At 56.3% G+C, this 18,642-nt stretch carries 13 protein-coding genes; 12 read left to right on the top strand and 1 reads right to left on the bottom strand.

The annotated features are described in order from the left end of the window. Positions 1–129 precede the first annotated feature (129 nt). Positions 130–5,325 (top strand): S8 family serine peptidase, encoded by a 5,196-nt coding sequence (locus tag MJ257_RS06860; RefSeq protein ID WP_240268524.1) that lies wholly within the window; start codon positions 130–132, stop codon positions 5,323–5,325. Between the two features lie 230 nt (positions 5,326–5,555). Then, on the top strand, positions 5,556–6,401 hold the full coding sequence (locus MJ257_RS06855) for a GNAT family N-acetyltransferase (protein ID WP_240268523.1): 846 nt from the start codon (positions 5,556–5,558) through the stop codon (positions 6,399–6,401). On the opposite strand, the gene MJ257_RS06850 is transcribed toward MJ257_RS06855, so the two are convergent. After that, the gene (locus MJ257_RS06850; protein WP_240268522.1) at positions 6,364–7,236 is read right to left on the bottom strand and encodes a helix-turn-helix domain-containing protein; all 873 of its coding nucleotides are present in this window, start codon (positions 7,234–7,236) and stop codon (positions 6,364–6,366) included. The two genes, MJ257_RS06855 and MJ257_RS06850, sit on opposite strands and share 38 nt — an antisense overlap. A 136-nt stretch (positions 7,237–7,372) precedes the next feature. On the opposite strand from MJ257_RS06850, the gene MJ257_RS06845 reads away from it, so the two are divergent. The 10 genes from MJ257_RS06845 to MJ257_RS06800 all read left to right on the top strand — a co-directional run bounded on the left by MJ257_RS06845 (position 7,373) and on the right by MJ257_RS06800 (position 18,533). Beyond that, positions 7,373–9,868, top strand: a complete 2,496-nt coding sequence (locus MJ257_RS06845; protein ID WP_240268521.1) for a beta-mannosidase — start codon at positions 7,373–7,375, stop codon at positions 9,866–9,868. A gap of 173 nt (positions 9,869–10,041) precedes the next feature. Further along, positions 10,042–10,713: a TetR/AcrR family transcriptional regulator gene (locus MJ257_RS06840; protein WP_240268520.1), complete on the top strand. Its 672-nt coding sequence runs from the start codon at positions 10,042–10,044 to the stop codon at positions 10,711–10,713. Positions 10,714–10,762: 49 nt separating this feature from the next. Further along, a complete protein-coding gene (locus MJ257_RS06835; RefSeq protein WP_178024475.1) occupies positions 10,763–11,014 on the top strand; it encodes a zinc ribbon domain-containing protein in 252 nt (83 codons plus the stop codon). 154 nt (positions 11,015–11,168) lie between these two features. Continuing rightward, on the top strand, positions 11,169–12,455 hold the full coding sequence (locus MJ257_RS06830) for an alpha-L-fucosidase (RefSeq protein ID WP_240268519.1): 1,287 nt from the start codon (positions 11,169–11,171) through the stop codon (positions 12,453–12,455). Positions 12,456–12,669: 214 nt separating this feature from the next. After that, positions 12,670–13,707: a LacI family DNA-binding transcriptional regulator gene (locus MJ257_RS06825; protein ID WP_240268518.1), complete on the top strand. Its 1,038-nt coding sequence runs from the start codon at positions 12,670–12,672 to the stop codon at positions 13,705–13,707. A 69-nt stretch (positions 13,708–13,776) separates the two neighbouring features. Beyond that, complete coding sequence (locus MJ257_RS06820) at positions 13,777–15,231, top strand: extracellular solute-binding protein (RefSeq protein WP_240268517.1); 1,455 nt, start codon at positions 13,777–13,779, stop codon at positions 15,229–15,231. 27 nt (positions 15,232–15,258) lie between these two features. Then, positions 15,259–16,137, top strand: a complete 879-nt coding sequence (locus tag MJ257_RS06815) for an ABC transporter permease subunit (protein ID WP_240268516.1) — start codon at positions 15,259–15,261, stop codon at positions 16,135–16,137. A 2-nt stretch (positions 16,138–16,139) separates the two neighbouring features. Further along, positions 16,140–17,012: a carbohydrate ABC transporter permease gene (locus MJ257_RS06810; RefSeq protein WP_240268515.1), complete on the top strand. Its 873-nt coding sequence runs from the start codon at positions 16,140–16,142 to the stop codon at positions 17,010–17,012. A 19-nt stretch (positions 17,013–17,031) separates the two neighbouring features. Next, entirely contained in the window at positions 17,032–18,324 is a 1,293-nt protein-coding gene (locus MJ257_RS06805; protein ID WP_240268514.1) for a CehA/McbA family metallohydrolase, read from the top strand. Positions 18,325–18,371: 47 nt separating this feature from the next. Then, positions 18,372–18,533 (top strand): hypothetical protein, encoded by a 162-nt coding sequence (locus tag MJ257_RS06800; protein WP_240268513.1) that lies wholly within the window; start codon positions 18,372–18,374, stop codon positions 18,531–18,533. Positions 18,534–18,642: the final 109 nt, after the last annotated feature.

Below are 18,642 nucleotides of genomic sequence, written 5' to 3'. Positions count from 1 at the left end.
GTATTTTTTTATCCTTTAAATGCTGTCGCACCATGGAAATGGGAATATATTGAAACCTCGCCAATAGATATAAAGGTATCAGCTTGTATAGGCTCCTTGAAAACTATGAATGGTGAGGGAGATGAGAGTTTGAGCAAGAGAGTCGTCGCAGGAATCTTAAGCTTCATCCTGGCGTTTACGCTGCTTCTGCCGATGGCGGGAGCGGAAGGCGGCGCTTTGGCGGGAGCCGACGGAAGGAGGGAAGGCGTTCCCCGATTGAATCAGGATGCGGTAACGCAGGAAGCGCTGCGGGACCAAGCATCGAAGGTTGAGCTCACAGGTAGAGAGAAACGTCAGGTTTCCGGACAGGATTCCGCTGTGGACAACGGATTAACCCTGGAGCGCCAGGACGCGGAAGCAGCCGCGGTTCAACCGCAAAACTACGTTCCGCTTTCGGACGGCAGCGAACCGACGACGGTGATCGTCGAGCTGCAGGAAGCGCCATTAAAGGTGTTTGAAGTTTCGCAGAGCAACAAGCGTACGAGCCAGTCGCTGAGCTCCCATAGAAAAGCGGTCGATTTGCAGCAGCAAACGTTCAAGACGCAAGCGGTTGGCAAGCTGAATGCGAAAATTCATCGCGAGTACGAAAGTATTTTTAATGGATATTCGCTGACGATACCGGCAAACGAGGTCGAGGGCCTGCTGAAGCTTCCGGGCGTCAAGGCGGTTTATCCGAATGAAACGGTTTATGCCACGGAGGAAGGAGAGGTTCCGGCCGCGCCGCTGGACAGCGTGTCGTTTATCGGCAGCGGGGCGTTCTGGGAAGAAGGGACCGAGGGCCAAGGCATGAAGGTCGGCGTGATCGACACCGGTGCGGCCAAGGACCATCCCGATTTGGAGGGAGCAATTCCCGAAGGATATTGGGGTTATGACTTCGTCAACGAGGATAGTGAGCCTTACGAAACGACGAAGCAGGATTATTTGGATGCGCTGGCCGATGATCCGTCGCTGCCCGAAGTTAATGAAGACGGCAGACCTTACTATACCTCGCATGGCAGTCATGTGTCGGGCATCGTAGCCGGCCGCGCCGTCGGCAAGGACGATTTGGCAGGCGTAAAAGGGGTTGCGCCCGAGGCGGAAGTTTACGCCTACAAGGTATTGGGGCCATATGGCAGCGGCTCGACGGAGGACGTGATCGCCGGCATCGAGCGGGCCGTAGAGGACGGGATGGACGTCATCAATCTGTCGCTGGGATCGGAGACGAATAACCAGCGCTCCGCCGATTCGATCGCGGTCAACAATGCGATGAAAGCCGGCGTCGTTGCGGTCGTATCCAGCGGGAACTCGGGGCCTGGGGCCGCTACCGTTAGCGATCCGGGCACTTCGGAGCTGGCGATTACCGTCGGCGCTTCCAAGCCGCCGCTCGTCACGCCCATTATGCAGATTGCGGCAATGGGTGAGGAAAGCTTCTTTATGGAGACGTTCGACAAATCCGCGGGAATTGAGGATCTGACCGAGTCTTACCCGCTGGTCGATGTCGGGGTAGGGAAGCCGGGGGATTATGCGGGAAAAGACTTAACCGGTAAAATCGCCTTCATCAAACGCGGCGAAATCTCCTTTGCGGATAAAGCCTTGAACGCCCAAGCTTCAGGCGCGGTGGCCGCGATCGTGTTCAACAATGCGCCGGAAGCGTTGGAAAGCGGCACGTTGGGGGACGCGGAAGTAAACATCCCGGTTTACGCGCTCTCCGGGGCTTACGGGGAACGAATTCGGACCGCCTTGAAGGAACAGGAGTTGTCCGCTGAATTCAGCTCGACGATAGAAGAAGATATTATGGCAGGCTTCAGCTCGCGTGGACCGGCCAAACCGGGTTATGACATCAAACCGGACATTTCCGCGCCGGGGATGAGCATTCGCTCCAGCGTGCCGGAGTACGAGGGCTGGTATGCCGCCCAAAACGGCACCAGCATGGCCGCGCCGCATGTTGCGGGCGCAGCGGCGCTTGCGGTGCAGAAGTATCCAAACCTGACGCCTTATGAAATCAAGTCTTTATTCATGAATAATACGGTGAAGTTGAACGATCGAAACGGTGACCGCTATACCCATATGGATCAGGGGGCCGGACGCATTGCGCTGGATCAGGTGCTCGAGGCCAAAGCGGTAGCGATGGCGGAGGATTCGACGCCTTACGTCGAGGGGGAGGTTCCGGAAACTTTTTATACGGGTAGCTTGTCGTTTGGATATGTCGGTAACGGCTTCTCTGCCGAACAACATGTGATCGTCAAAGACATTGCCGGCGAGTCCTCGAACTACGCGATTAGCTCCCAGTGGTATGGAAATTCACCGATTGACCTGACCTTGTCTGCGGCTGAAGTCGCGGTAAGCGCCGGCGGGGAAAACAGCTTCGACGTCGAAGTTGTGGTGCCGGAAGAAGCGGCAAATCAGCGCTACGAAGGCGAAGTGGTTCTGACCGATACGGCGACCGGGCATGTGATTAACTTGCCGGTTTCGGTTTACGTCGGCGATACGCCGCAGCAAGATGTGATTACGGATGTAGAGCTGTCGAACAACCCGATTTCGCCAAACGAAGATGGGCTTTTTGATACCACGGATATTTCGTTTACGGTGAACGAATATGCCGATTATTTTTCGTTGGAAGTTCATGACATGGACGGAAATTGGTTAGGCGTGATAGCTGAAGGAGATACGGGCATCGATCCGGGAAGCTACACGTTGCGCGGCTGGAACGGAATCATCTACGGAGAATACGATGAGGAAATAGCGCTTCCCGATAGCGAATACCTGCTGGTCCCTTACAGTGGACCGTCCAAATTTGAATCGGTTCCTTCGGAAGACTCGAGATACGTTTTCTTCGTCGACACTTCAGCGCCGGTATCCAAGCTTAACGAGCCGGCATTGAAAGTGAAGAGCTCCGGTGAGACCGGGGTCATCTACGGCGAGGTTACGGAGGATATGCTGATCAATTATCTGGTCACCGCCGGCGGGCTGGATATGGACGTTGTGATTGGCGTTGAGGCCATGTATTTGAACGCAAATGGTGAGGTTGAAACAAGCATAGGGACTATTGATAATCAAGGAAACTTTAAAATCGACGTCCCGGTTGTAATTGGAGAGAACTATTACGAGGTTTACGTCTATGACTTGGCCGGGAATGGATATTGGATTCCGGCTCATATCGTTAGATACAATCACGCCGTGGAACCGGGATTGCTCGTAAATCCTGAGAATCTGACGCTTCAAGCCGGCGAGAGCCAAGCGCTCGCCGTCACCTATAAAGCGGTAGACGGAACGGAAAGCGATGTAACGGCAGCGGCGGAATATCGCGTGGTAGATCCAACCATCGCAACAGTTACCAACGGCAACGTGACCGGGGTAGCGGAAGGTACGACAACGATTGAGGTTGTGTACGATGGTCTCTCAAGAACCGTAACCGTGACCGTCACCCCCGAAGGCGGCGAAGTGCAGGCGGAGCTGCGGGTGAGCCCGGAAACGCTGACGCTTCAAGCAGGCAAGAGCCAAGCGCTAGCCGTAACGTATAAAGCGGTAGACGGAACGGAAAGCGATGTAACGGCAGCGGCGGAATATCGCGTGGTAGATCCAACCATCGCAACAGTTACCAACGGCAACGTGACCGGGGTAGCGGAAGGTACGACAACGATTGAGGTTGTGTACGATGGTCTCTCAAGAACCGTAACCGTGACCGTCACCCCCGAAGGCGGCGAAGTGCAGGCGGAGCTGCGGGTGAGCCCGGAAACGCTGACGCTTCAAGCAGGCAAGAGCCAAGCGCTAGCCGTAACGTATAAAGCGGTAGACGGAACAGAAAGCGATGTAACGGCAGCAGCAGTCTATCGCGTAGCGGATCCGACGGTAGCGGAAGTGAATGCCGGGAACGTGACTGGCCTAGCCGCCGGAACGACGACGATCGAGGTCGAGCACGAAGGCCTGACGAAAACCGTCCAAGTCACGGTTACGGCCGAAGGCGGCGAAGTGCAGGCGGAGCTGCGGGTGAGCCCGGAAACGCTGACGCTTCAAGCAGGCGAGAGCCAAGCCCTGGCCGTAACGTATAAAGCGGCGGACGGAACGGAAAGCGATGTAACCGCAGTAGCTGTCTATCGCGTAGCGGATCCGGCGGTAGCGGAAGTGAATGCCGGGAACGTGACGGGCCTTACCGCCGGAACGACGACGATCGAGGTCGAGCACGAAGGTCTCACCAAGTCCGTCTCGGTGACCGTCACCGGCAGTGAAGAACCAGGAGACCCTTCGTTGACCGTCACGCCAGCTTCTCTGTCCTTGAAAGCCGGAACCAGTGCCCAGTTGACGGTTACGTATAAGGATGCGGAAGGCACAGAATCCACCGTGACGGATGCGGTGTACGAATCAAAAAAACCGCAGATCGCCACCGTATCAAGTACGGGTTTAGTCACGGCCGTGAAAGCCGGTTCAACCACCATCGACGTGACCTACCAAGGTTTGACGGAGCACGTAACCGTCAAGGTCACCCCGGCCGATCCGCCTAGCAACGGAGGCGGGGGAGGCAACGGCGGCGGCAGCGGCGGTGGAGGCGGATCGAGCAGTGGAGGTTCAACATCAACACCAACATCTACACCAACTCCACCGGCAATTCCTAAGGATGCCGTAGCCATCAAGGCAGGCGAGCCTACGGTCGTGAAGCTGCCGAACGGGTTTACGTTGACGATTCCCGCGGGCGCAATCACTTCGCCGGAGGCCGCTTACGTTCAAATCAAGCCGGCTACCGATGAAGAGACGAAAAAGTTGCTGGAAGGCTTGAAGCTGGCGGATGGCATTCAACCGTTCGGAATTTACTATGATATCCAGGTTTTGACGAAGGACGGGAAACCGCTGGAACCTATCACGCTCAGCAAGCCGGCCGAAGCGGCGATCCCGCTTACGGCATTGAACCCCGGGGCGATGAAAGGGGAAAAGATCAGCTTGTTCAAGCTGGGAGATAAAGGTCAGCTGACCCAGTTCTTCGGAAGAATAACGGATGGTAAGGTTGTTGCTAATCTGTACGGGTTCAGCCGGTACATCTATCTAGCCAAAAACGTTAGCTTTACCGATGTGACTTTCGAGAAGTACGCGTGGGCAGTGGATGCCATTGAAATCCTGGCGTCGAAGGACATTCTGGCCGGATCGAGCGATGGCAGCTTCTATCCCGAAACCCAGGTGACCCGCGCCGAGTTCGTATCCATGCTGGTGCGAGCTCTGGAACTGAAGGGGGATCCAACCGTGGCTAACACGATTTCCTTCACTGATGTTCCAGCAGGAAGCTGGTATGAGGAGGCCGTGAAGACGCGCAAAAGGTAGCCGGACTCGTGAAGCTGAACGTGATCCCCGAGGACAAGCTGGCGGGGACGTTCTCCGTCAAACAAGTCACGCTGGTGCAGGTGGACAAAAAGTAGCGAAACCGACAAACCGGCCGCGACGTGATTTCTCTCCTAGCGAGGTTGGCCATCCCCCGATACAATGGCTCGTAAAATATCGGCCCAGGCGCAAGCGGGACGGGCACCAAACGGGCCTCGAATGGAGGGAAAGCATTGTACAAATTGGAAAAGCGGGATTACGCCAAAGCCGTAAAACCGCTGCATGAGGTCGGAATCAACCGGTTGTTTGCGGAGTCCGTAGTCCGCGGGGAGTCGGAAGGGGAGATTTACGCCGACGATCCGGCGCGGCCGGAGGTTTTTTATGTCGTCCATCCCTACGGGATGTCGTTATTGTTCGGCAGCACGGAGAAAGAAAACTTCAATCGGGCTTTACGAGCTTATTTGCTGGATGAAGACCGCGTGCGAACCGCCGACGAATGGCTGCAAGTTTACCCGGATGCGTGGAACGGGCAGATTCGCGGGATGCTGGGGGAGAAGCTGATTCACGTAGGGGAAGCGGAGCCGGCTGGTACCGCTCCGGCCGGTCCTTGCGTCGAAATTCATGAGCGGGTTAACTTTGCATTTGACCGCGACCGTTACTTGGTAGCCAAGGCGGCTGTGGTCCCGGAGGAGCATCGGCTCGTCAAAACGAACGGAGCGTTGTTCGACCAAATCGAGGGCTCGGTGGTACCGAAGCACTTCTGGCGGAACGCGGCAGCGTTTGAGCAGGCTGGCTTGGGATATAGTTTGCTGCGCGGCGCAGCGCATGTGGCGACGGCGTTTTCGGCTTACCGGAACGAGCGACAGCTGGAAATCGGCATCGAGACGGCGGAAGCTTCCCGGGGCAAAGGGTATGCCTATCTTGTTTCTCAGGCTTTGATCGACGAGTGCCTAAGACTCGGATTGGAGCCGGTGTGGGCCTGTCGCAGAGGGAATGAGGGCTCCTATCGGCTTGCGCAAAAACTCGGTTTCGTGCCGACGCTTACCCTTCCTTACTACCGGCTGACGGCGCGCGTTTGACGTTGTTGCTTTTGCGCAGATCCAGGGGCGCCTGGCGATACCATTTTTTGAATTGATGATAAAAATGGCTGACGTTCTCGAACCCGCATTCCAGGGCGATTTCCACGACGCGCAGTTCCGTCGTGAGCAGCAGGTTGCGGGCTGCTTTCAACTTCAACTGGTTGAGGTATTCCGTCGGCGTCTGCTGCAGGTATTGGCGGAAGGCGCGGTTCACGTGGCCGACGCTTCTCCCGGACAATTCATACAAGGCGGGCAACCCGCGGTGGAGGTTGTCCTTTAGCTGCATTTTACCGAGGGCGTGCTCCAGCCACAGCGGGATCTCCGTCTGCTTCACCGGGTCCGGGTTGAAAAAGTACCGGGTCAGAAGCTCGACCAACCCGCCTTTGAGGACGATGCGGGCCTTCGGCTTATCGATGGCGGACAACAGCTTGATGCGTTCAAACAAGGCGACGAATTCGCCGACTTCGGTTGTCGAGAGCATGGCCACCCGGGGCAAATGCGATTGCAGCAGTTGCCCGGCCATCTCCGTTTCCCCCAAATAAGCCAGCGCCTCGCCGATCAAGCTATGGCGGCAGGGGACATTGTAAAACCGGCAGTCCTCTTCCCCCTCCCGCTCGTATTTATGTACGTCCTCGGGCCGGATAAAGACCAGGCAGCCGGCACGAAGCGATTGGCTTACCCCATTGACGACATGGCGGCAGCGCCCCTCTTCGATCACGAAGAACTCATAAAAATCATGGGTATGCTCCGGCGATACCTGGGACAACGATTCCACCCGAAACGGGTTAACCGGCACTTCCGGGTCAATATAGTTTTCCTCGGTATATTTCAGCATGGATGACACCTCTCCGCAACATGTTGATGTTAAAATAGCACATGACTTTAGTGAACACAATACAAGAAACTCCCTTGCCTCTTTAGTACAATCAAACCATATCCAGGATAAAAAAGTACATGAGGAGGCAATACGAATGCTGCTTGTCGATTTGGGCGAGGCTTGGCGGATGAAACGGCTGGATCAGGCCGAATGGCTCCCGGGAACCGTGCCGGGTTCGGTGTATTACGATTTGTTGAATGCCGGACAAATGCCGGATCCCTACTTCCGCGATCAGGAGTACGAAGTGTTGGAGTTATCCAACTACGATTATGAATATGAACGGACCTTCCGGTTGGACGAGTCTGCGGTAGCCCATGACCGAGTAGTGCTGCTATGCGAAGGGCTCGACACGTTGGCCGAGGTTTACCTGAACGGGACACCTGTCCTAAACGCCGACAACATGCACCGCACGTACGAGGTCGACGTCAAACCCCTGCTGGTCATCGGGGAAAACCGTATTCACGTCATTTTGCGCTCGCCCGTGGAATACGTGCTGTGCAAGCAGGCGGAGCGGCCGCTGATCGGCTGCGCCGACGCCGTTCCGGGCATTTCCCATCTGCGCAAGGCACATTCGATGTTCGGCTGGGATTGGGGACCGCAGCTCCCCGACCTTGGGATCTGGAGAGATATGACCCTTCGCGGCTACGATCGCTCCCGGATCGAGGATGTGTACATTACGCAAGCCCATGAGCCTGGCAAGGTCAGCTTGGACGTGCGCGTACGAACCAACGGCTGGGCGGAAGGGAGCCGGGGGATCGCCGTGCGCGTAACCGGCCCATCAGGCAACGTGATCGAAACCGGCGTTTCGGAACGAACCGAGCAGTCAACGGCGGGACCGGATGGCGTTCTCCAGGAGCGGCATATTCCGGTGGAGATCCCGAACCCGGAGCTGTGGTGGCCGAACGGGTTAGGCGAGCAGCCGTTATACGAAGTGGAGATCGTGTTGAACGAGCTGGGCCAGGAGCTGGACCGGCGCGTGCTGCGCATCGGCCTGCGGACCCTGACGGTGCTGCAGGAAGAAGACGAATGGGGCGAATCGTTCCAAATCGTTGCGAACGGGATTCCGTTCTTTTCCATGGGGGCCGATTACATTCCCGAGGACAACATCTTCCCGCGGCGCAGCAAAGCACGCACGGAGCACCTGATCCGCAGCTGTGCCGAAGCCCACTTCAATACGATTCGCGTTTGGGGCGGGGGGCATTATCCGGAGGACTATTTTTACGATCTGTGCGATGAATACGGGATCGTCGTATGGCAGGACCATATGTACGCGTGCGGTGTATATGAGTTGACCGAGGAATTTAAGGAGAACATCACGCAGGAGACGATCGACAACATGAAGCGGCTGCGCCATCACGCTTCGCTGGGGCTTTGGTGCGGGAACAACGAGCAGGAGATGGCTTGGGACGAGTGGAACTGGGCGGAGCAAACCTCGCTGCAATTGCAGGCGGACTACATCAAGATGTACGAGGTGCTGCTGCCGGAGATCGCGAAGGAAATCGATCCGAACACGTTTTATTGGCGGGCTTCGCCGTCCTCGAAGGGGAGCTTCGACAAGCCCAACGACGAAAATTACGGGGACATGCACTACTGGGACGTCTGGCACGGCAAAAAGCCCTTCACCGCTTACCGCATGCTGTATCCGCGGTATATGTCGGAGTTCGGTCTGCAATCGTTCCCGTCGCTCAAGACGGTGGAGACGTTTACGCTGCCCGAGGACCGGAACATCTTCTCGTATGTGATGGAGTCCCACCAGAAGAACGGAACGGGGAACGAAAAGATTCTCTACTACATCGGGGAGACGTATCGTTATCCGAAGGATTTCTCGTCCTTGCTGTATGCCTCCCAACTGATTCAAGCCGAAGGCATGCGCTGCGGGGTCGAGCATTGGCGGCGTCATCGCGGCCGCTGCATGGGAGCGTTGTACTGGCAGCTGAACGATATCTGGCCGGTGGCCTCCTGGTCGAGCATCGATTACTATGGACGCTGGAAGGCGCTGCAGTACGAGGCCAAGCGCTTCTTCGCCCCGGTGCTCGCATCGGCCTGTGAGGAAGGCACACAGGTTGCCTTGCACGTATCTAACGAAAGCAAGCGGACCGCGAAGGGCAAGCTGGTCTGGACGCTGCGGAATGCGCGCTCCGTAGTGCTCCGGCAAGGGGAACGGGCGGCCGAGGTCGCTTCGTTTGCTACCGTGGAGCTGGAGCAGCTGGATTTTGCCGGAGAGCTGGACACCAAAGCAAAGTTACGCGATACCTACCTCGAATACGCTTGGGTGGCGGACGGAGAAGTGGTGAGCGGCGGGACGGTCCTGTTCGTGAAGCCGAAACATTTCGGGTTCGTCGATCCGGGCATCCAAGCGGCGATCACGGAAGAGGAAGAACGTTTTAGGATCACGTTGGGCTCGGAAGCCTATGCCCGGTTCGTGGAGTTGGATTTTACTGGGCTGGACGCGATCTTCAGCGACAACTACTTCGATTTGTCGGCCGGGACGCGGAAGACGGTCACCGTCGCCAAATCGGCACTGAGCCGGCCGGCGGGACTCACCGAGCTGCAAGAACGGCTCACGGTTCGCAGCGTGTACGATATCTAACCTATAGAAGATACGGGGTGTTCCTGATGGAGCACCCTTCTTGCGTTTTGAGAACCACTGACATGGGCTGTCTAGACCCAAAACCAAAACTTGACAATGGGATCCCAGGGGATTATATTGAGTTTGTACTCAATGAGTCAAGACTCAGTGTGATGCGAACGGAGAATCGCTTCATGAACCAATTGCATGAAACTTCGACAATGGACGGAAAGGAGGGGGATTTTTTCTTGGACAACAAGGGCAGCGGGAGGACGGTAAAGTCGCAGCGCCAGCAGCAAAAGGAACAAACCCGTCAGCGGTTAATCGATACGGCGCTGTCGTTGTATGCCCGGCAAGGACTGGTAGCCACCCGTACTGCGGATGTGGCCCGGGAGGCGGGGGTGTCGCACGGCACGGTATTTGCCCACTTCGCCACGCAGGAGGCGCTCTTGAATGCGGTTATCGAGGCGTTTGGCACGCAAACGGGTGCCCGGCTGCATGAGCTGGCTTCCCAGGGCAGCAGCTTGCGCGAGGTGCTGCAGGCCCATTTGGCGGGATTGCGGGAAGCGGAGCCTTTTTATGCCCGGCTAGTCCGGGAAAACCGGCTGCTGCCGGACGAATCGCGGCATATTTTAACCGCGGTCCAGTCGGTAGTCTCGCATCATCTCTGCGCCGCCGCCGAGCGGGAGATGCAAGCCGGTTTGATTCGGAACATGCCGCTCCACTTGCTGTTCAACACCTGGATCGGTTTGCTCCATTATTATTTGGCGAACGACGATCTGTTTGCCCCGGAAGGCCCCGTGTTGGAGCGTTACGGGGAGGAATTGCTGGAGCATTATCTATTTTTGCTCGCGCCTCGGGGATAAAGGAACCCATCTAGACCTCAAACAGTATCCAAAAAAAGGAGTGTTCAATATGAAAACATGTATTGCCTGCGGCATGCCGATGCAGGAGCCGTCCGAGTTCGCCTTGGGCGACACGAGTAAGGATTACTGCGTGCATTGTGCACGGCCGGACGGTACCATGCAGTCGCTGGAAGAGAAGTTGAAATCCATGACGGCTTTTATCGTTCGAACCCAAGGTCTGGACATGCAGGCGGCCGAGTCCGCCGCCAGAAGTCAGATGGCGCGGCTGCCGGCTTGGCAGGAGCAACTGCGGGAAGGATAGGAACGCGAATGGACGCCATGGAACGTCGGTTTCAGAAGTTAAACCAGGGAGCGAGTTCCAAAACGACATACCTTTCATAAAAACCACATATTTACCCCTCAAGCCCCTAAAGTCTATCGTTAGAGAGGAATAAACGACAGAGGAGGGCAAGACGATGCAGCCATGGTTTGAAGACGCCAAGTTGGGGATCTTTATCCATTACGGGATTTACGCGGTTGACGGCGTTTCCGAATCCTGGTCCTTTCATAACGGCGTGATTTCGTATGAGGACTACATGAAACAATTGGACGGGTTTACGGCTTCCCGGTTCGATGCCGATTCCTGGGCCGAATTGATCGAAAAGTCCGGGGCTAAGTACGCGGTCTTGACGACGAAACACCATGACGGCGTAGCTCTGTTCGATACGAAGTACAGCGATTTGAGCGTGGTGAAGCGAACGCCGGCCCGACGCGACATCGTCAAGGAGTATGCCGAAGCCATCTCGAAACGGGGAATCCGGCTGGGCTTGTACTACTCGCTGATTGACTGGTCGCATCCGGATTACCCTAGCGTGTATCCCGGCGGAATCGTGCCTGAGGACTTGAGCCGGGTTAACCGATTCTCGGACCCGCTGGACGGTGAACAGGACGAGGAGAAGTGGCAGAATTTCCTGCAATTTAATCGTCATCAGTTGAGCGAAATTTTGACGAGGTATGGCACGGTCGATTTGCTTTGGTTCGACGGGGACTGGGAACGCAGCGCCGAGCAATGGGGACTGCCGGAGTTTAAGGAGTTTTTGCGGTCTTTTAACCCGAATATCCTCATCAATTCGCGTTTGGCCGGCCACGGGGACTACAAAACGCCGGAACAAGGGCTGCCGATCACGAGACCCGAAGGACCTTGGGAATTCTGTACGACGATCAACACGTCTTGGGGGTACCAGCCCAAAGATCAAAAATATAAAACCTTAAAGCAAATCATTCGCATGTTCTGCGACTGTATTTCCATGGGAGGCAATATGCTGCTGAATATCGGTCCCCGGGAGGACGGAACGATCGATCCGAGACAAGCCGACATCCTGCTTGGATTGGGCGACTGGATCCGAACGCATGAAGAAGCGGTGTATGGCACGGTCGAAGGGCTCATGACCCGCTATTGGTTAGGCGGAAGCACGTTAACGAAAGATCGGAAGACGTTATACCTGTTCGTTTACGATGATCCGAAGGAAAGCGTCTGCCTAAAGGGCTTATGCAATCCGATTCGGGAAATAACCGTGCTCCATTCGGGCAAAGAACTGAAATATGAGATTCACGGCGGCGTGCCTTGGTTTAACATCCCGGGTACGACATGGATTGATTTGACGTCCGAGGATTGTCATGAGCAGGTCACCGTCCTGAAGCTGGAGTTTGCCGAGCAGGTCGAAATGTACGGCGGTACCGGCGCGGTCGTCACCCATAACTAGCAGCAGGGGAAGTTAACAAACACAATATATCTCGATGCAAAGCGGCCCTCCGGCCGCTTTTTTGTGTTCCAAACGGCGGATCTACATTAAACCGGTTTCGCAAACAATCGGGCAGCGATTTTACAAACTTCGGACGGGAAGCCGAAACGCTTTTAACAAAACCGGTTTAATCTAGGTTCGTACTAGTACGAAATGTGGAGAGGAACGATTGGCAGTGGCAACGATTGATGATGTGGCCAAAGCGGCGGGAGTTTCGAAGAGCACCGTGTCCAGCGTGTTCAGCAAAAAGCGCCCGATCAGCAAAGAGGTGACGGCAGAGGTTCTCAAAGTGGCGAAGGAACTGAATTACCGGCCAAACTACTGGGCCCGTAGTCTGGTGAACAAAACGACGCGCATCATCGGCCTCAATATGAGGGGCGAAGAAAAGGCGAAGCTGAACCAATTCCAGTATTCGCTGCTTAACGGGGTGCTGCCCGTTTGTTACGAGAAAGGTTATCGGTTGTTAATCAACACGGTGTCATCTACGTTCAAAAATCAGGTCGAACACATTGCCTCCGATCCCGTGGATGGCGAGATTATCCTCGACGCGGTGATCGGCGATTCCCGGATCGACGATTGTTTGCAGCGGGACATCCCGATCGTCGTGATCGGCCGTCCGTCCGAGGAGGACGAGTCCCGCGTCTGCTACGTCGACAACGACAACGTCGGTATCGCTGCCAAAGCGACGCACTACCTGATGTCGCTAGGGCACCGGCGCATTCTGTTCCTGAATGCACCGGCGAATCGCACGGTGGCCGTGGACCGCGGGCAGGGATATCTGAACGCGTTTGAGCAGGCGGGGCTAACGCCTCCAAGGGAGATGATCGTGCACAAGCCGGACGGTACCACCTCGTCAGTGACGTTCGGTTGCGAAACGGTTTTGGCCGAGCTGCGCGCAAACCCCGGCATCACAGCGGTACTCGCCGATACCGACTCGATGGCGCTTGGCGCATACCAAGCCGCGGAGCAGCTGGGGTTAGGCATTCCGGAGCAATTGTCCGTGTTGTCCTTCGCTTATGACACCCCGTTGGCGCAGGAATTTTCGCCGCCTCTCACCGGAGTCCGGCTTCATGCCGACCAATTGGGCCAAGAGTCCATGCTGCTCTTGCTGGAGCAGCTTGAAACCGGCAAGCGACTCGCCAAGCGAACGCTGATCCCGGCCGACATTGTGGTACGCGGTTCCTGCGCGTCCCCGGTGAGCGCTAAGCTCTAGAGAGTAGAAGAAGAGAGAGAAAACAAGATCAGGATAGGAACCTATAAGATTATTAAGGAGGAAATCATGATGAGGAAAGCGACCCAACTCATGGTGCTGCTGGCGATCGGCTCAATGCTTCTGTCCGCCTGCGGCGGAAATACCCCGAATAGCGGTGCCCCGGCGAACGGCGGAACGACCGGAACGCAAGACGGCGCATCTGCCGCGGAGCAAACGGATACAGCGGCAGGCGACATGAAACTGCGCATCCTGTCCGCTAACGTAGGCGGGAAAACGCCGGAGGAAAACGCTAAATTCGAGCAGGAGATTAAGCGATTAACCGGCATCGACGTGACGATCGAACGCCCGGCTAGCGACTATGACCAAAAGGTACTGACGGCGCTGGGTTCCGGCGAGAAATACGATCTCATCGAAGGCAGCGATCTCGGCAAGCTGAACAGCTTCGTCGATCAAGGCGCGCTCACCGATCTCACCGGTTTCGTGCAGGGTTCAAGCCAATTGTCGGATCCTAGCGTCGTTCCCGCTTCGGAATGGGATCAGTTGAAAGGCCAAGATGGGAACATTTATGCCGTGTTCTCCAAATTTCAGGGCGGTACGATGCCGATCGTTCGCAAGGATTGGCTGGATAAGCTGAACCTGCAAGAGCCCAAAACGCTGGACGACTACTACAACGTACTGAAGGCGTTCAAAGAACAGGATCCGGACGGCAATGGGAAAGCGGACACCTATGGGCTCAGTACCTCCGGGCTGTACGATATTCAGGGCTTCATGAGCGCGGCGGGCTTGAAATACCGCTATGTAGTCAAGGATGGGAAACGGACGATCCCGTACGCGTCAGACGCAGCAATCCCGATGTATGAGTGGTTTGCCAAACTAACGAAGGAAGGCATCATGGACCCGAACTTCGTCACGAACGATACCGGCAAAATGCGCAACCTGTTCCTGACCGACCGCGTCGGCATGGTTACTTATTGGGATGCTTGGGTCGGCATGTTTAACAGCACGCGTCAGGAAGCCGACCCGAACACGACGTTTGAAGCGAAGGCTTTAGCCAGTGCGACGGGACCGGATGGCAGCCTGCTGATGCGCCGCGGAGACCCTGACTACTGGATGGTACCGGTGAATGCCGAGCACCCAGACGCGGCGAAGAAGTTCCTGGAGTTCTGGCATACCGAAGCGGGGATTACGCTGGGCAGCCTTGGGATCGAAGGCGAGGATTATACGAAGGACGGCGGCCAGTACATGCTGACCGCGACCGGCAAGGAGCATAACATGGACCACGGCGTACCGTTCTGGTACAACGAAACGGTCAAGCCGCCGTTCGGCAAGCTGCCGGGCGTGCAGGAAGCGCAGGATCTGGTCAAGCAGTATGCCACTCTGGAGTTGTCGCTGCCGGAGTGGGCCGACGCCGAAAAAATCGTGCAAAACTACGCCCTGAAGGCGATGTCCGGGGAAATGCCGGCGGCCGATGCGGTGAAGCAAATGCAGAAAGAACTGAAGGCAGCGAATCTCATCGACGAATAGGCCAAGGATAGGAAGTGACGTTCAATCATGAAAGCTCTTCGAAAGTACGCGGCTTTATATCTCATGATGATCCCTGTAGCCATCTACTTTCTTGTCTATGGTTATTATCCGCTCATTAAGGGGCTGCAGGTTAGCTTTCAGGATTATCGGCTCATGGGGGACGGTCCTTATGCCGGGCTTGCGAATTACTCGCAGGTCTGGCATGACCCGTTCTTCTGGAAGTCGCTGACGAACACCCTGGTGATCGGGGGAGGTATTCTGGCCTTTGGCTTTGCCGCTCCCTTGGTGCTGGCGTTGTCTTTAAACGAGGTGCTGCATGCCCGTTTCAAAAAAGCAGCCCAAATGGTGCTCTACATTCCTCATTTGCTGTCCTGGGTCATCGTTGGCGGGATCTGGATATTCCTGCTTTCGCCGGATACCGGGTTAGTCAATTTACTGCTCCAGCGCTGGGCGGGCACGCCGCCGATTCACTTTTTGGCGGAGTCGTTTTGGGCCCGTTGGGTGATGATCCTCGTCGCGACCTGGAAGGACATGGGCTACAATTGCATCTTGTTCCTGGCAGGCATCGTAACGATCAATCCGTCGCTCTATGAAGCGGCGCGCATGGATGGGGCAACCCGCTGGCAGCAGGTTCGTTACGTAACGCTGCCTCAGTTGCTGGGTACGATGAAAGTCGTTTTGTTGCTAAACACGATGGGCGTGCTGCGGATCTTCGACCAGGTTTTTGTGCTTCGCAATCCATCTACGGCACCGGATGTCGACGTGTTGATGGTGTATACGTTCGAAAAAGGGATCATGAACATGCAGGTCGGCGTAGCCGCGGCCGCGAGCTTCATGGTGCTGCTGTTCACCCTGGCGCTGACGTTGATCGTACGCAAAATAACCCGATTCGACGAGGTGGGATAACGATGGGGAGCGAACGTTTCGAACGATTGGGCTGGAAAAACAAGCTGTTTGACGCCGTGAACGTGCTTTTTCTGCTGCTTTTGATGCTCGTGATGGTAATCCCGTTTCTAAATGTATTAGCCTTGTCATTCTCGTCGGGTCTTGCCTCGATGCAGCCGAACGTCGTGCTGTTTCCGACGCAGTTTAGCGCAGAGGGATACAAGACGATTTGGGAAAGCCTGGACCTGTGGCGGCCGTTCCTGAACAGCGCGATCGTCACTGGAGTCGGGACGGTCCTGCATGTGCTCTTGTCCTCGCTGGCGGGATATGTGCTGATCCATCCGCATGTGCCGGGGAAGAAAGGGATGATCACGTTTATTTTACTGACAATGATGATACCGCAGGAAGCGGTGTTGATTCCGCTGTACGTGGTGAACAAGGATTTTCATCTGATTAATACCCTGACGGTGCTAGTGTTATCTGGTTTGGTGTCCGGTTTTTCGATTCTGTTGATGCGGAATTTCTTTATGGGCATCCCATACGAGATCGCCGAAGCGGGTCGAATCGACGGAGCGGGAGATTTCTGGATTTTCGCCAAAATCTATCTGCGTCTCGCCGCACCGGGACTCGCCACAGTGTCGCTGTTCGAGTTTGTCGGGCGCTGGAACATGTTTACGGCACCGCTTATTTTCATTAACGACAGCATGAAATATACGCTGCAGGTCGCGCTGAAATCGATCATCATCGATACGAGCAGCGTGTCGAGCAATTATTTGGTAACGACCAATGTGAAAATGGCCGGCATCGTCATCGCGATCCTCCCGTTGATTGCGGTGTACCCGTTCGTTCAACGTTTTTTCATGAAGGGCATCATGCTGGGAGCCAGCAAGGAATAGGAAAGGATGCGGCTAAGATATGGCAAACAACCGATTGGAGCGCCAAGTTCACGTCCGGCTAGGTCATGAACAGGAGCGGAGTTATCCGGAGGTCGCCTTTTCCGTTCCGGAGGGGGCGGAGTCCATCGAAGTTCGTTATCGCTATGAAAAAAACGATCGTTCCGTGGTCGACCTCGGCCTGCGTTCGCCGGACCGGATCATCGGTTGGAGCGGTGGGGCGCGGGACGGTTTTCAGATAGGTTTGGAAAAAGCAACGCCCGGTTACCTCGCCGGTCCGATCCACGCCGGGGAATGGGCAGTGCTGCTAGGGGCTTATCGGGTCCCCGCGGAAGGGATTCTGATAGAGCTCCATATCACGATTATCTTAAAGCACCCGCATTGGATCAAAGGGGATTTGCACGCCCATACCGTCCATAGTGACGGGAAATATACGATTAGCGAAGCGTTGGACTCTTGCCGGATGAAGGGGCTCGATTTCCTGGCATTGACCGACCACAACACGTCTTCGCAAAATCTCTTTACCGGGGCTAAGGATGAGACGTTGCTGCTGATCCCCGGCGTAGAGCTGACCAGCTATAAAGGCCACGCCAACCTGCTCGGGCATCCGGACGCGTTGACCGACTTCCGGGTTTTAACGACGGAAGCGGCTGCAAAGGAGCTGAGCCAGGCACGGGAGAAAGGCGCGCTGGTCTCGCTGAATCATCCGTTTTGCCCGGACTGCCCGTGGGAGCTCGGCTTCGACGTGCCGTTCGACGCGATCGAGGTGTGGAACGGGCCGTGGAGAGGGCTGAACGAGAAGGCGGTGGCCTGGTGGCAGCAACGGCTTGCGGAAGGCCGGCGCATCGTGGCTGTCGGCGGCAGCGATACGCACCGGGAGGATCCGCTTGTCCGGCACGGGGGGCCGACCGCGCATGTTTACGTCGCCCAGGAGACGGTTGCGGCGGTGCTGGAAGCCGTTCGACGCGGTGCGGTAGTGCTGTCGATGGGGCCGGAGGATACGTTTATCACGTTGGAGGCAGATGAAGCAGGCGTAGGCGAAGAACTGAAGGTTGCCGGGCGGGACGACATAGAGCTAACGATGACCATTCTCGGGGCGCAAGGGGATCGCGTTGGCCTCTGGTCGGACCGCGGCTTGGAGCGGGAATGGACGATGGAAGAAGGCGAACGGGAACTCGTTTGCCGTATGCCGGCGGATCGGTTGTTTTACCGTGTGGAGGCACGGCGATACTTGCCCGAGTGGGACGTTGAAGTCATGACTTGCCTGACCAACCCGGTCTATATCGCGCAAGCCGTGCTTCCCGCTGGGCGCTAGGCGCTGCTCCCCGCGCATTGGTACTGCACTGGGAGAGCGCGGGCTCTGTGAGCCGGGCACCGAGCGCCGGGCAATGGGAGAGTGCCGGCTCTGTGAGCCGGGCCGGGCTCTGGGCACTGGGAGAGCGCCGGGCTCTGGGCACTGGGCGGCAGGTCAATAAGGTGCCGTTCGGCTGCTGTCCGACTCCTTTGCATGATTATCCCGATTGATCAGGTTAAAAAGTAATAAGAGTCAAACTCGCAGGAGCAAAGAACAGCTAAATGAAAGCCCCAACTGACAGATAGATTGGCGATGATCGTTAGATCGGAATGGAGTAAT

It is taken from the genome of Paenibacillus timonensis, assembly GCF_022427145.1.
Lineage (GTDB): Bacteria > Bacillota > Bacilli > Paenibacillales > Paenibacillaceae > Fontibacillus > Fontibacillus timonensis.
Note: the sequence above shows the minus strand (reverse complement) of the source record. Positions and strands in the feature narration are given on the sequence as shown.